Raw genomic sequence first — 13,425 nt, 5'->3', positions numbered from 1 at the left:
CCTAGGCCTCTGTTTTTTCGACTGTGATGCGCGGTTCGCCTGATTCGGCCGGCACGGTGTCCAGCTCCAGGGTCAGGGTTTCGGTTTTGACCAGCCCGGCGTTGGCCAGCAGGGCATCAAGGACCTGCTGCCCTGCCGTGACGGTGGTCCGGATACGGTCGCTGACGTTCAGTCCGGCATCCTTGCGGGCCTGCTGGATGGCGCGGACCATATCGCGTGCCGTCCCTTCGGCCTCAAGTTCCGGCGTGACTTCGGTGTTGAGCACCACGAAGCCGCCGCCGGGCAGCACTGCAGCTGCCCGTGAGCCGGCACCCTCGGCGGCTTCCGCCACCACGGTCTCCAGCGTGTACTCCTGGGGTTCCAGTTCCAGTCCCCCGGCGGTGACCACGCCGGCGTCGGAGACTGACCAGTCGCCGGATTTGGATCCCTTGATGGCCTGCTGGACGTTCTTGCCCAGGCGCGGGCCCGCAGCGCGGGCGTTGACCACCAGCTTCTGCTCGATCCCGAACTCCTCCGGGGAGGCGCTTTCGGCGTCGAGCAGGCGGACTGAACGGATGTTCAGTTCGTCGGCGACGACGGCGGCGAAGCCTCCCAGCGAATCCGCGCCGGGTGCCACGACTGTCAGTTCCTGCAGCGGGAGGCGGACGCGCAGGTTGGCGGCCTTGCGGAGCGAGGAGCCGGTGGAGCAGATCTGCTGGACGCGGTCCATGGCTTCCACCAGCGCCGGGTTGGAGGGGAACAAGCCAGCCTCCGGCCAGTCGGCCAGGTGCACGGACCGGCCGCCGGTGAGGCTGCGCCAGATCTCTTCGGAAACCAGCGGCAACAGTGAGGCAGCCACGCGGGAGACGGTCTCCAACGCTGTGTAAAGGGCATCGAAGGCGTCAACACTCTCGTCGAAGAAGCGCTGGCGGCTGCGCCGGACGTACCAGTTGGTGAGCATGTCGAGGTAGCTGCGGAGTTCGTCGCAGGCACCGGAGATGTCGTAGCTGTCCAGCTGGGCGGTCATGTTTCGGACCAGGTCCCCGGTGTTGGCCAGGAGGTACTGGTCCAGCGTGTCGGAGTAGCCGTCGTAGCGGAGCCGGGCGTCGTAGCCCTGGCCGCCGTCAGCGGCGTTCGTGTAGAGCGTAAAGAAGCTGTAAACGTTCCACAGCGGGAGGATGACCTGGCGGACGCCGTCGCGGATTCCCTGTTCGGTGACCACCAGGTTGCCCCCGCGCAGGATGGGGCTGGACATCAGGAACCAGCGCATGGCATCCGAACCGTCGCGGTCCAGCACCTCCGAGACGTCCGGGTAGTTCCGCAGGCTCTTGGACATCTTCTGCCCGTCGGAGCCCAGCACGATGCCGTGGCTGATGACGTTGCGGAACGCAGGCCGGTCAAACAGTGCGGTGGACAGGATGTGCAGCATGTAGAACCAGCCACGGGTCTGGCCGATGTACTCCACGATGAAGTCGGCCGGGTTGTGGGTATCGAACCAGGCTTCGTTCTGGAACGGGTAATGCACCTGGCCATACGGCATGGAGCCGGAATCGAACCAGACGTCCAGGACGTCCTCGACGCGGCGCATCACGGACTGGCCCTCTTCAGGCGTTCGGGGGTCATCGGGGTTGGGCCGGGTCAGTTCGTCGATGAACGGGCGGTGCAGGTCAACCTGGCCGTCGTTGTTCAGCGGCAGGCGGCCGAAATCGGCCTCGATCTCTGCGAGGGAGCCATAGACGTCCGTGCGCGGGAATTCCGGATCGCTGGACTGCCACACCGGGATGGGGCTGCCCCAGTAGCGGTTGCGGCTGATGGACCAGTCGCGGGCGTTTGCCAGCCACTTGCCGAACTGTCCGTCCTTGACGTTGCCCGGGATCCAGTTGATCTCCTGGTTCAGCTCGGACATCCGGTCCTTGAACTTGGTGACCTCCACGTACCAGGAGGAGACCGCGCGGTAGATCAGCGGGTTGCGGCAGCGCCAGCAGTGCGGGTAGCTGTGCTCGTAGCTGGCCTGGCGCACCAGGCGGCCCTGGGCCCGCAGCACCTGGGTGATGGGCTTGTTGGCCTCGAAGACCTGGAGGCCCGCGATGTCGTGCAGGTCCCCGTGCTTGAACAGCGGCAGGAATTTGGCGCCTTCGTCCACGGAAAGCACCACGGGGATGCCGGCCTCTTCACAGACCTTCTGGTCATCCTCGCCGTATGCGGGAGCCTGGTGGACCAGGCCGGTACCGTCCGTGGTGGTCACGTAATCGGCTACCAGGATACGCCAGGCATTCTGGGTGCCGTATTTCACGGTGTCGCTGAAATCGCTCCACAGCGGCTGGTACTGCAGCCCTTCCAGGTCTGAGCCGAGGTGGGTGGAAACGACGGCTCCTTCTGCGGATTCGGCGTCGTCGTAGCCAAGGTCCTTGGCGTAGGCGGCGAGCAGGTCCGCGGCCAGGAGGAAGGTTCCCGTAACGGGTGCGTCCGCTGAGGCGGCCTTGATGCCGTTGGGTCCGGCGGGCACCACGGCGTACGTAATGGAAGGCCCGACGGCGAGCGCCAGGTTGGTGGGCAGGGTCCAGGGGGTGGTGGTCCAGGCGAGCGCCTGCACGCCGGCCAGTTGCTTCGAAAGCTCCGAGTCCCCTGCCGTGATGGGGAATGTGACCGTGACGGTCTGGTCCTGGCGGTTCTTGTAGACGTCGTCATCCATGCGCAGTTCATGGTTGGACAGCGGTGTTTCGTCTTTCCAGCAGTACGGCAGCACGCGGTAGCCGTTGTAGGTCAGGCCCTTTTCGTGCAGCTGCTTGAACGCCCAGAGCACGGACTCCATGTACTCCACATTGAGGGTCTTGTAGTCGTTATCGAAGTCAACCCAGCGGGCCTGGCGGGTGACATAGTTCTTCCACTCATCGGCATATTTCATCACCGAGGCGCGGCAGGCATCGTTGAACTTGTCGATGCCCATGGCCTCGATCTGGGTCTTGTCCGTCATCCCCAGCTGCTTCATGGCTTCCAGCTCGGCGGGGAGGCCGTGCGTGTCCCAGCCGAAACGCCGTTCCACCCGCTTGCCGCGCTGGGTCTGGTAGCGGCCCACCAGGTCCTTGGCGTAGCCGGTCAGGAGGTGGCCGTAGTGGGGCAGGCCGTTGGCGAAGGGCGGGCCGTCGTAGAAGACGAACTCGTTGCTGCCGGGGGCTCCCCCGGGAGCATCGGCGCTGCGCTGGTCGATGCTGGCCTGGAAGGTGCCGTCCTGCTCCCAGTACTTCAGGATGCGCTCTTCGATCTCCGGAAACTTCACGGAGGCAGAGACGCCGGAACCGGGCGTTGCCGACGGGGAAGCAGTGGCCTTGGGGTAATTCGTCATTCTCGACATCCTGGGTTGAGCTGGTGAACCGTCCAGCAGCGGCTGGCCGGTTCCGTTCAGGATGCGAGGACGGCTTGTGTCCAGTCCGGGGACTGCACCCTTACCGCGGTACCACCTCACTTACCGGGTGTCAGCCCTCCCTGCGGAAAACTGCCAACCGGCCGCTCATTACTGCTGTGACGGGCTTACCCGTCCGGTTCTACTGACACCGCCGGCCAGATCACTGGCAGTTGATGCGTTCTTCCGGAAGCTCACCGGTGATAGCCGGGTCCTCGCCGCCTCTGAGTCTACTATTGCCGGGCTTCCCACCGCCATTCTTCGAACGCGGCCAGGAAAAGGGGCGCGGGCTCCAAGGCGTCCGGCAGTGAATAGACTCAAAGTCATGACACTCTCCGGCCGCGGGTCAGCAAAAGCGCCAGGAGCCACGTGGTTCAGGTGGCTGTGGCTCCTCGTCAGCGCACCAGTGGTTGCTTTGTCGGTCTTCCGGGCCGTTCCGGCGCAGTGGCCCGTTCTTGTGGTGCAACTGGTGTCCTTCACCCCGTGGCTGGCGGTGCCCGCCACGGCAGCGCTGCTCCTGGCCTTTCTGGGACGTAGCCGGTGGCAGCAGGGTGTGGCAGTTGTCCTTCTGGTGTGCCAGGCGTTCTGGCTCTTCCCCCTGGACACCGGCCGTCCCGCAGCCGCGGCCACCGGCACCAAGGTGCCGCTGACCGTCATGAACCTCAATGCAGAACTGGGCCAGGCCGACGCCGGCCAGATCGTGGCCCTGGTCCGGGACAACGACGTCTCGCTGCTCGCGATGCAGGAGTTCACGCAGGGGCTCCAGGAGAAGCTTTCCGCTGCCGGCCTGGACGCGTTGCTGCCGCAGCGCATCAGCCAGCCATCCAACGGCGCAACCGGCAGCGCCCTCTATTCGCGGCATCCAATGGAGGCCGTTGGCAGTGTCCCCGACACGCCGTTCAGGATTCCAACGGTCCGGCTGACAGCGGAAGCGAACGGGACGGTGGCCGTCCTGGAGGTAACGAGTGTTCACGTTTTTCCGCCCGTGGAGGACCATCTGAACCAGTGGCGAAGCGATCTGGCAGCCGTGGGCCGGGTTGCGGACCGCCCCGGCGCGCGGCTCCTCGCCGGCGATTTCAACGCAACCTACGACCACGCGGAATTCAGGGCACTCCTGGCCCGGGGTCAAGGACGTGACGGGGAGGCTGCGGCACTGGTGGACGTTGGAGCGGCCTCCGGATCACGGCTGGTGCCCACCTGGCCCATGGACGGGCAGCAGCTTCCCGGCATAGCCATCGACCACCTGGTCATCAGCAGCGGGCTGGACAGCACGGACTACAGGGTCCAACGGGTTGCCGGAACAGACCACGCCGCCGTGATGGCCACGCTGAGCCTTCCGGCAACGGCCCAAGTCCGGCAGTGACAGAAGGGCGGACGCCCAAGGCGCCCCGCCCTTCATTCAATCCGTTGATTGAACCCGTTGCGGGATCAGTGCCCGGGAACTGCCTGGAAGCTCTGCGGAAGCTTCATGCCGGTCTCATCCATGACATCGCGGAGACGGTCCGGATAGTCGGTGATGATTCCGTCAACGCCGGTGGCAATCAGGGACCTCATGGTGGGCTTGTCGTCCACCGTCCAGGGGATGATCTGCATTCCGGCCGCGTGGGCGCGCTCCACCATGTCTGCGTTGACGTACGGAACGTAATTGGCGTCCAAGACGGTGCCGTTCTGCGGGGTGCCGTGCACCGGCGAGATCGCGTCGAAACCGAGGTGGTGCGCCGCGTTGACGAGGTCGCCGCCGAAATCGTCGGAGTCAATGCCACCGAGCCATGGCGAACTGCCCGGCTGGCCGGCCTGCAGGAAGTCCTTGTTGGTCAGAGCAACAGTGCGGATCTGCGGGTCACGTTGCTGCACGAGGCGGAGCGAACCCCAGTCAAAGCTCTGGATGGTCACGCGGTGCTGCATGTTCGCGGCCTTGATCTCCCGCAGCGCGACGTCCACGAACTGTTCACGCGGTGCTGTCTGCTCCGGCGCCCCGGCCTCGACCTTGGTTTCGATGTTGAATTTCACCTGGCTGGCGCGGTAGGAATCCACGAGGGCAAAAAGCTCTGCCAGGGTGGGCATTTTCGCGCCGGGCGCGGCCTGCTGGCCAGGGAACTGCGGCAGTGTGCGCGTTCCGCAATCGAGGCTCCGGACCTGGTCGAACGTGAGGTCCTTGATGTACTTTCCAACGTACGGGAACAGCGGGTCCCCCGGCGTGACCGGGGCGGTGTCGGCGCACTTCTTGTCGCTGATCCTGCGGTCGTGCGTGATGACTTCGCGCCCGTCCTTGGTGATCTGGAGATCAAGTTCCAGGGTGGTGACGCCGGTTTCCAGGGCCTTGGCGAAGGCCGGCAGGGTGGACTCGACCGTGAGCCCTATTCCGCCCCGGTGGGCCTGGAGGTCGAAATGGTTGTCTCCGCCCTGGGGGTTGGTGTCCGCAGCCATGGCGTGGGAGGGGATGGCGAGCAGCAGCGCTGCGCTCAGTACGGCAGCGCCTAGCTTCGTCGGGGTGTGCATGTGGTGTTCTCCACTCTGGTGGTGTGCAGGTGCACGTGCCACCGTGGTGGGCGCCGGCCAACAAGCGGCCACCGCTGCCCGACATCGGCCTTAACCCCGGTTGAACGTCCGGTGCCGTCAGGCCTGTTTGCGGATCAGCTTGTGGTTGGCGGCCTGCGCCACGGGCCGGATTACGATCTGGTCCAGGTTGACGTGGTGTGGAGCGCTCACGGCATACCGTACGACGTCGGCTACGTCAGCGGCCGTCAGGGGCTTCTCCACACCCTGGTAGACCTTCGCGGCGGCCTGCTGGTCGCCGAGCCGGTTCAGCGCGAACTCCTCGGTGTGGACCAGTCCGGGGGCCACCTCGATGACGCGGATGTTGTTCTCCGCTTCCTCCAGCCGCAGCGCCCCGGTGACGGCATGCTGGGCGAACTTGGCAGCGTTGTAGCCTGCGCCGCCCTCATATGCTGCCAGTCCCGCAGTGGACGTCAGGTTCAGGACGGTGCCCTCGCCGGTGGCCCGGAGCATGGGCAGGAATGCCCGGGTGATCTTCATGGTGCCTAGAACGTTGACCCGGTACATCCATTCCCAGTCCTCGGTGTTGGCGTCTCCCACCTGGTCAGCACCCCGGGCGCCGCCGGCAATATTGATCAGCGTGTCCACACCCCCCGCCTCGGTGACGCGGGCAAGGAGCCGGGCGACGTCGTCGTCCTCTGCGATGTCAGCGGGGATCGCGATGGCGCCGGTTTCCTCTTCCAGTGCGGCCAGCCGTTCCGCGCGCCGGGCGACGGCGAAAACCGTCCAGCCCTGGGCTGTCAGGGCGCGGACTGTTGCCTCGCCGATGCCGGTGCTGGCTCCGGTGACTACTGCTGCCTTTGGTCCTGTTGCGTTGCGTGAATCTTCAGTCATGGCACCACCCTAACGGGACCGGCCGGACGGCGGTCCCACCCGATGTCGCCGGATGAAGTCCCCGCCATGAAACAATTGGCAGATGGCTGAAGACACTCAGGGTACAGACACGCCCTCCACCGCCCCTATCAACGTTCCGGACAAGCCCGCCCTTGAGGGGCTCGAAGCTGCCCTCACGCAGCGCTGGCTGGCCGAAGGGACCTACAAGTTCAACCCGGACACCACCCGGGAGCAGGTCTACTCGATCGACACTCCCCCGCCCACCGCCTCAGGGTCCCTGCACGTGGGACACATGTTCTCGTTCACCCAGACGGACGTCCTGGCGCGCTACCAGCGCATGATCGGCAAGAACGTCTTCTATCCGATGGGCTGGGATGACAACGGCCTGCCCACCGAACGGCGCGTGCAGAACTACTACGGCGTCCGCTGCGACCCCGCCATCCCCTACGACCCCGGTTACCGCGCCCCCGCCGAGCCGGCCAGGAACCAGCGCGATTTCGATGTTGTGTCGCGCCGGAACTTCATTGAACTGTGCGAAGAACTTGCTGTGGAAGACGAGAAGGTCTTTGAGAGCCTGTTCCAGCAGCTTGGCCTTTCCGTGGACTGGCAGCTGACCTACCGGACCATCGATGATGCCTCCCGCCAGGTCTCCCAGCGCGCCTTCCTGGCCAACCTTGCAGCCGGTGACGCCTACATGGCCGAGGCCCCCACCCTGTGGGATGTCACCTTCCGGACCGCTGTGGCCCAGGCCGAGCTGGAGGACCGCGAAGTTGCCGGCTCCTATTACCGCTACCCGTTCTTCACCGAGGACGGCGAGAAGATTTTCATCGAGACCACCCGCCCGGAACTGCTGGCCGCCTGCGCAGCGCTGGTGGCAAACCCCGACGACGAGCGGTACCAGCCGCTGTTCGGCAAGAAGGTGACCTCCCCGCTCTTCGGCGTCGAGGTTGAGGTCAGGGCCCACCCACTGGCGAAGGCGGACAAGGGCTCGGGCATTGCCATGGTCTGCACCTTCGGCGACCTCACTGACGTCACCTGGTGGCGCGAACTCCAGCTGCCCACCCGCGCCATCGTGGGCCGGGACGGCCGCATCGTCGGCGACACCCCGGACTGGATCACCACCGAGGCCGGCCGCACGGCCTTCGAAGCGATCGCCGGCAAAACCGTCTTCAGCGCCAAGGAAGCCGTGGTGGAGCTCCTGGCCGCCGGGGACCTCATCGACGGCGAACCCAAGAAGATCATGCACCCCGTGAACTTCTACGAGAAGGGCGACAAGCCCCTCGAAGTGGTCACGTCCCGCCAGTGGTACTACCGCAACGGCGGCCGTGACGAAGAACGCCGTGCACGCTTGATCGCCCGCGGCCACGAGATCGACTTCCACCCCGCCTTCATGCGGTCACGCTATGAGAACTGGATCTCGGGGCTGAACGGTGACTGGCTGGTATCGCGCCAGCGCTTCTTCGGCGTGCCCATCCCCGTCTGGTACCCGCTGGACGCGGACGGCAACCCCCAGTACGACGCTCCGATCGTTCCGCGCGACGAGCAGTTGCCCGTGGACCCCGCTGCAGATGCCGCCCCGGGTTACGAGGAAGCACAGCGCGATGTCCCCGGTGGCTTCACCGGAGACGCCGATATCCTGGACACGTGGGCAACATCGTCCCTGACACCCCAGATCGTGGGTGGCTGGAGCCGGGACGAGGATCTCTTCGCCAAGGTATTCCCGTTTGACCTGCGTCCCCAGGGCCACGACATCATCCGCACCTGGCTCTTCTCCTCGGTGGTCCAGGCTGATGCACTGCAGGAAACGGCCCCGTGGAAGCACGCGGCCATTTCGGGCTGGATCCTGGATCCTGACCGGAAGAAGATGTCCAAGTCCAAGGGCAACGTGGTGGTTCCCACTGACGTGCTCGACGAATTCGGCTCGGACGCCGTCCGCTACTGGGCCACCTCGGCCAAGCTCGGCGCTGACACAGCGTACGAGATTGCCCAGATGAAGATCGGCCGCAGGCTGGCCATCAAACTGCTGAACGCCTCCAAGTTCGTTCTGAACCTGGGTGCGACCGAGAACTCGGTGGTGTCCACGGACCTCTCGGTCCTGGCCAATCCCCTGGACCGCGCCGTGCTCGCCCAGCTGGCGGATGTGGTGCGCCAGTCCACCAAGGCGTTCGATAACTACGATTACGCCCGGGCCCTGCAGATCACCGAGAGCTTCTTCTGGCAGTTCACGGATGACTACGTGGAACTCATCAAGGACCGTGCGTACGGAGCGGCCGGCGAGGCTGAGCAGGCATCGGTCCTGGCGGCTCTCGCGACAAGCCTGGACACCCTGCTGCGGCTGTTCGCCCCGTTCCTGCCCTTCGCCACTGAAGAGGTCTGGGGCTGGTGGCGCAACGGGTCTGTCCACCGCGCCGAATGGCCCACCGCCCTGGAGGTCGACGGCGACACCACCCTGCTCGCCACGGTTGGCTCTGCCCTGAGCGGGGTCCGGAAGGCGAAGTCCGAAGCCAAGGTCAAGCAGCGCACGGAGGTTCTCTCGGCCACGATCACGGCGTCAGAGTCACTGACCACCCAGCTGAAGGCAGGACTGGGCGACCTCAAGGCAGCCTCGAATGCCCGGGAGATCGCGTTGGTGGCCGGCGAGGGCGAACTCACCGTCAGCGGCGTCGTCCTGGCCCCGGCCGACGAGGTCCCGGCGATCTGATGGGAGCCCGCCCGGTGAGGGCGGGCCACCTGTTTTTGGGCAAAGGGGAAGCCCCATCAGCGTTTTGCCGTTGGTGGGGCTTCGACTTTTCGGCCATCTGGTGACGTCTTTGATGGTCTGGCGGGATCCTAAGAATTTCAGGTCTTCCTACCTCGTCACTGGTAGCTTGTATCCGGCTTTGCCGATGGCTGCGTCGAATGCATATCACTGAATCTTCGGTTCCTGCGTCCCGCATCTTTCGAAGTGGGTAAGAACCATTCTGGTACTGCCCTTGGGGAAGCGCAAGAGCCCCGGAAGAACTACATCAGAGTAGTTCTACCGGGGCTCTTTTCCTGCCGCCAGGCAAGCGATATCAGTTGAAGTCGGGGCTTTCGGTCCGGCTGCGCTTGATCTCGAAGAAGTGCGGGTACCCGGCCAATGTGACCGTCGCATCCCAGAGTTGACCGGCCTGCTCTCCCCGCGGGATCCGGGTCAGCACCGGACCGAAGAAGGCGGTGCCGTTGAAGGCGACCACCGGGGTTCCGACATCCTGGCCCACCAGGGAGATGCCTTCCTCGTGGCTGGCCCTCAACTGCGTGTCCCAGGCATCCGTGGTGGCGGCCCCGGCCAGCTCGGCGGGAAGCCCACATTCCGCCAGCGCCTTCTTGATGACGACGCCGAAGTCCTTCTCCCCGCCACTGTGGATCTGTGTCCCCATGGCGTCATAGAGCGGCTTGATGACCTGACCGCCGTGTTGCTCCCGGGCAGCAATGATGACCCGGACAGGCCCCCATCCCTTGTCCATTGCCTCACGGTAGGACGGCTCCAGGTCCCGGCCCTCGTTCAGGACGGAAAGGCTCATGACGTGCCAGACCGTCTTGATGTCGCGGACGTCCTCGACCTCGCCGATCCAGCGTGAGGTGACCCAGGCGAAGGGGCACAGCGGATCGAACCAGAAGTCGGCTTGGTTGGTGGTGCTCTCAGACATGCGTGATTACCTCTGGATTCTTGCGGTTCGAAACTACGGCTCGGTGGTGTCAGGCGGACTTGCGGCGCTTGGTCACGTGCGGAACGAGGGTGGGCTCGGCCTTGCTGAGGACGACGTCCTCGGTGATGACCACGCTGGCAACATCTTCGCGGCTGGGTAGATCAAACATGACCGGAAGGAGCACTTCCTCCATGATGGCGCGAAGGCCCCGGGCACCGGTTCCACGTTCCAGCGCCTGCTCGGCGATGGCATCGAGCGCGCCGTCGTCGAAGACGAGTTCCACTCCGTCGATCTGGAACATCTTCTGGTACTGCTTGACCAGGGCATTCTTCGGCGTGGACAGAATCTGGATGAGGGCGTCGCGGTCCAGGCTGGAGACCGTGGTGATGACGGGGAGCCGGCCGATGAATTCCGGGATCAGGCCAAACTTCAGGAGGTCCTCGGGCATGACCTCCCCGTACGAGTCCACCTTGTTGCTGGCATCGTTGAGCGGGGCACCGAAACCGATGCCCTTCCGCCCGGAACGGGAGCCGATGATCTCCTCCAGGCCGGCAAAGGCACCGGCCACGATAAAGAGCACGTTGGTGGTGTCGATCTGGATGAATTCCTGGTGCGGGTGCTTGCGTCCGCCCTGCGGCGGCACGGAGGCCACTGTTCCTTCAAGAATCTTCAAGAGCGCCTGCTGCACCCCTTCACCGGAAACGTCACGGGTAATGGAGGGGTTCTCGCTCTTGCGCGAAATCTTGTCGATTTCGTCGATGTAGATGATGCCCTGTTCAGCCTTCTTGACGTCGTAATCCGCCGCCTGGATCAGCTTGAGGAGAATGTTCTCGACGTCCTCGCCCACGTAGCCTGCCTCAGTGAGGGCGGTGGCATCGGCAACAGCGAACGGGACGTTCAGCCTCCGTGCCAGGGTCTGCGCGAGGTACGTCTTACCGCAGCCGGTGGGGCCGATCAGGAGGATGTTCGACTTGGCGATCTCGACGTCGTCGTGATGGCCGCCCTCAGCGAGGCTGCCGCTCTTGGGTGCGTGCCCGGCCTGGATCCGCTTGTAGTGGTTGTAAACGGCGACGGCGAGGGACCGTTTGGCAGGCTCCTGGCCGATGACGTATTCCTGCAGGAAGTCAAAAATCTCGCGGGGCTTGGGGAGTTCAAAACTTCCCAGATCGGCGACTTCCGCGAGTTCTTCCTCAATGATCTCGTTGCAGAGCTCAATGCATTCATCGCAGATGTAGACACCGGGCCCGGCAATGAGCTTGCGCACCTGCTTCTGGCTCTTTCCGCAGAAAGAACACTTCAGCAGATCCGTGCTCTCGCCAATCCGAGCCATATGTGAACCCCTTTAGTATCTTGCTGCCAGGCAGCTGTGCACCGTTGCTGGAAACGCGGCGGGCCTGGGAGGCCCGGCCGTGACATCTTCCACTCTAGGTCACATTCGGCCTCAAGGGTGGAAAGCGAAGGCCGGTGCCGCCCAATTAACTGGGCCGCACCGGCCTGTCGGTAAGCCTTACTAGCGGGTAATGGCCTGTGGCTTGATTTTGCGTGAATCAAGCACCTGGTCGATCAGGCCGTAGGCCATGGCGTCGGCCGCGGTGAGGATCTTGTCGCGCTCAATATCGTTGTTGACCTGCTCGGAGGTCCGGCCCGAGTGCTGCGCCAGGGTGTCCTCGAGCCAGGCACGCATGCGCATGACTTCCGCTGCCTGGATCTCGAGGTCCGAGGCCTGCCCGCCCTGGCCGCCGGAGAGGGCGGGCTGGTGGATGAGCACACGGGCGTTGGGCAGTGCCAGGCGCTTGCCCGGCGTGCCGGCGGCCAGCAGCACTGCTGCTGCGCTGGCTGCCTGTCCCAGGCAAACCGTCTGGATCTCGGGACGGATGTACTGCATGGTGTCGTAAATGGCCGTCATGGCCGTGAACGAACCGCCCGGGGAGTTGATGTAGATGGTGATGTCGCGGTCCGGGTCAGTCGACTCGAGAACGAGCAGCTGCGCCATGACGTCGTCGGCGGAGGCGTCGTCCACCTGGACGCCGAGGAAGATGATGCGGTCCTCGAACAGCTTGGTGTAGGGGTCCTGGCGCTTGAAGCCGTAAGGCGTGCGCTCTTCGAACTGGGGAAGGACGTAGCGGCTGGTCGGAAGATTACCGGCAGTCGATCCGAAGTTGTAGGTCATTTTGTTGCTCCTGATCTGGGTGTTCTGCAGTGCCGGGTTACTTCTAGGAGGCGGACTCGCCGGAGGTGCCGTTGGCAGTACCGCCGCCACCGGATACCGAACCCGCGTGGGCCGCAATCTTGTCGAAGAAACCGTACTCGAGGGCCTCGGGGGCGGTGAACCACTTGTCGCGGTCGTTGTCCTTGAGGATGGTTTCCACGGTCTGGCCGGTTTGGTCAGCAGTCAGCTCAGCCATGACCTTCTTCATGTGGAGGATCAGCTCGGCCTGGATCTTGATGTCCGAGGCCGTGCCGCCGATACCGCCGGAGGGCTGGTGCATCAGCACACGGGCGTTGGGGGTGGCGTAGCGCTTGCCCTTGGTGCCGGAGGACAGCAGGAACTGGCCCATGGAGGCTGCCAGGCCGGTGGCAACTGTGACGACGTCGTTCGGGATGAACTGCATGGTGTCATAGATAGCCATGCCGGCCGTTACTGAACCGCCCGGAGAGTTGATGTAAAGGTAGATGTCCTTTTCCGGGTTCTCGGCGGACAGGAGCAGCAGCTGGGAGCAGATGGCGTTGGCGTTGTCGTCACGCACCTCGGAACCGAGCCAGATGATCCGCTCCTTCAGGAGGCGGTTGTAGATGTAGTTGTCCTGGGCTGCGGGATCGACCGTCGCCATCCGGGGGGCCTCTGCGTGCTGTGACATGTGTACTTACCTCTCGCTGGTGACGGTGACGTTACTGAACGACATCACTGAACTTCACTACTTGGACACTAACCGTTTTGCCGGCCTATTTGTTCGCCGGAATCGCGCTGTTCGCTGACGGCGCACGATC

General features: G+C 64.4%; 9 protein-coding genes. 2 read left to right on the top strand and 7 right to left on the bottom strand.

The genetic code is table 11. The features are described 5' to 3' along the window. Position 1: 1 nt before the first annotated feature. Positions 2-3,322 carry an isoleucine--tRNA ligase gene (ileS, locus tag AC1MCA_RS18890; RefSeq protein WP_479799846.1) on the bottom strand — a complete coding sequence of 1,107 codons (3,321 nt, stop codon included), beginning with the start codon at positions 3,320-3,322 and terminating at the stop codon, positions 2-4. Positions 3,323-3,704: 382 nt separating this feature from the next. Between ileS and AC1MCA_RS18885 the strand changes: the two genes are divergently transcribed. Beyond that, positions 3,705-4,742, top strand: coding sequence for an endonuclease/exonuclease/phosphatase family protein (locus AC1MCA_RS18885; protein WP_479799844.1), 1,038 nt, complete (start codon positions 3,705-3,707; stop codon positions 4,740-4,742). 65 nt (positions 4,743-4,807) lie between these two features. Here the strand turns inward: AC1MCA_RS18885 and AC1MCA_RS18880 are convergent, their stop codons facing one another. Then, positions 4,808-5,878 carry a glycerophosphodiester phosphodiesterase gene (locus tag AC1MCA_RS18880; protein WP_479799843.1) on the bottom strand — a complete coding sequence of 357 codons (1,071 nt, stop codon included), beginning with the start codon at positions 5,876-5,878 and terminating at the stop codon, positions 4,808-4,810. Between the two features lie 117 nt (positions 5,879-5,995). Beyond that, positions 5,996-6,769: an SDR family oxidoreductase gene (locus tag AC1MCA_RS18875; protein WP_479799842.1), complete on the bottom strand. Its 774-nt coding sequence runs from the start codon at positions 6,767-6,769 to the stop codon at positions 5,996-5,998. Between the two features lie 82 nt (positions 6,770-6,851). Here AC1MCA_RS18875 and valS point away from each other — a divergent pair, with 82 nt between their 5' ends. Next, positions 6,852-9,470: a valine--tRNA ligase gene (valS, locus tag AC1MCA_RS18870; protein WP_479799840.1), complete on the top strand. Its 2,619-nt coding sequence runs from the start codon at positions 6,852-6,854 to the stop codon at positions 9,468-9,470. Positions 9,471-9,822: 352 nt separating this feature from the next. Here valS and AC1MCA_RS18865 read toward each other — a convergent pair whose 3' ends face one another. The 4 genes from AC1MCA_RS18865 to AC1MCA_RS18850 form a co-directional block, all read right to left on the bottom strand. Continuing rightward, a complete protein-coding gene (locus tag AC1MCA_RS18865) occupies positions 9,823-10,437 on the bottom strand; it encodes a mycothiol-dependent nitroreductase Rv2466c family protein (RefSeq protein ID WP_479799838.1) in 615 nt (204 codons plus the stop codon). Positions 10,438-10,486: 49 nt separating this feature from the next. Beyond that, positions 10,487-11,767, bottom strand: a complete 1,281-nt coding sequence (clpX, locus tag AC1MCA_RS18860; RefSeq protein WP_108599187.1) for an ATP-dependent Clp protease ATP-binding subunit ClpX — start codon at positions 11,765-11,767, stop codon at positions 10,487-10,489. A gap of 180 nt (positions 11,768-11,947) precedes the next feature. Next, positions 11,948-12,607 carry an ATP-dependent Clp protease proteolytic subunit gene (locus tag AC1MCA_RS18855; protein WP_479799837.1) on the bottom strand — a complete coding sequence of 220 codons (660 nt, stop codon included), beginning with the start codon at positions 12,605-12,607 and terminating at the stop codon, positions 11,948-11,950. Between the two features lie 43 nt (positions 12,608-12,650). Then, positions 12,651-13,268: an ATP-dependent Clp protease proteolytic subunit gene (locus AC1MCA_RS18850; protein WP_108599190.1), complete on the bottom strand. Its 618-nt coding sequence runs from the start codon at positions 13,266-13,268 to the stop codon at positions 12,651-12,653. Between the last annotated feature and the right edge of the window lie 157 nt (positions 13,269-13,425).

This window comes from Arthrobacter sp. BK1 (assembly GCF_056680055.1).
Note: the sequence above shows the minus strand (reverse complement) of the source record. Positions and strands in the feature narration are given on the sequence as shown.

What these genes read in the sequence shown, in the direction of transcription:
- AC1MCA_RS18850 (WP_108599190.1), bottom strand. Translation starts at nt 13,268, where the DNA reads ATGGCGACGGTCGATCCCGCAGCCCAGGACAACTACATCTACAACCGC.
- clpX (WP_108599187.1), bottom strand. Translation starts at nt 11,767, where the DNA reads ATGGCTCGGATTGGCGAGAGCACGGATCTGCTGAAGTGTTCTTTCTGC.
- AC1MCA_RS18885 (WP_479799844.1), top strand. Translation starts at nt 3,705, where the DNA reads ATGACACTCTCCGGCCGCGGGTCAGCAAAAGCGCCAGGAGCCACGTGG.
- AC1MCA_RS18855 (WP_479799837.1), bottom strand. Translation starts at nt 12,607, where the DNA reads ATGACCTACAACTTCGGATCGACTGCCGGTAATCTTCCGACCAGCCGC.
- ileS (WP_479799846.1), bottom strand. Translation starts at nt 3,322, where the DNA reads ATGACGAATTACCCCAAGGCCACTGCTTCCCCGTCGGCAACGCCCGGT.
- AC1MCA_RS18865 (WP_479799838.1), bottom strand. Translation starts at nt 10,437, where the DNA reads ATGTCTGAGAGCACCACCAACCAAGCCGACTTCTGGTTCGATCCGCTG.
- AC1MCA_RS18880 (WP_479799843.1), bottom strand. Translation starts at nt 5,878, where the DNA reads ATGCACACCCCGACGAAGCTAGGCGCTGCCGTACTGAGCGCAGCGCTG.
- AC1MCA_RS18875 (WP_479799842.1), bottom strand. Translation starts at nt 6,769, where the DNA reads ATGACTGAAGATTCACGCAACGCAACAGGACCAAAGGCAGCAGTAGTC.
- valS (WP_479799840.1), top strand. Translation starts at nt 6,852, where the DNA reads ATGGCTGAAGACACTCAGGGTACAGACACGCCCTCCACCGCCCCTATC.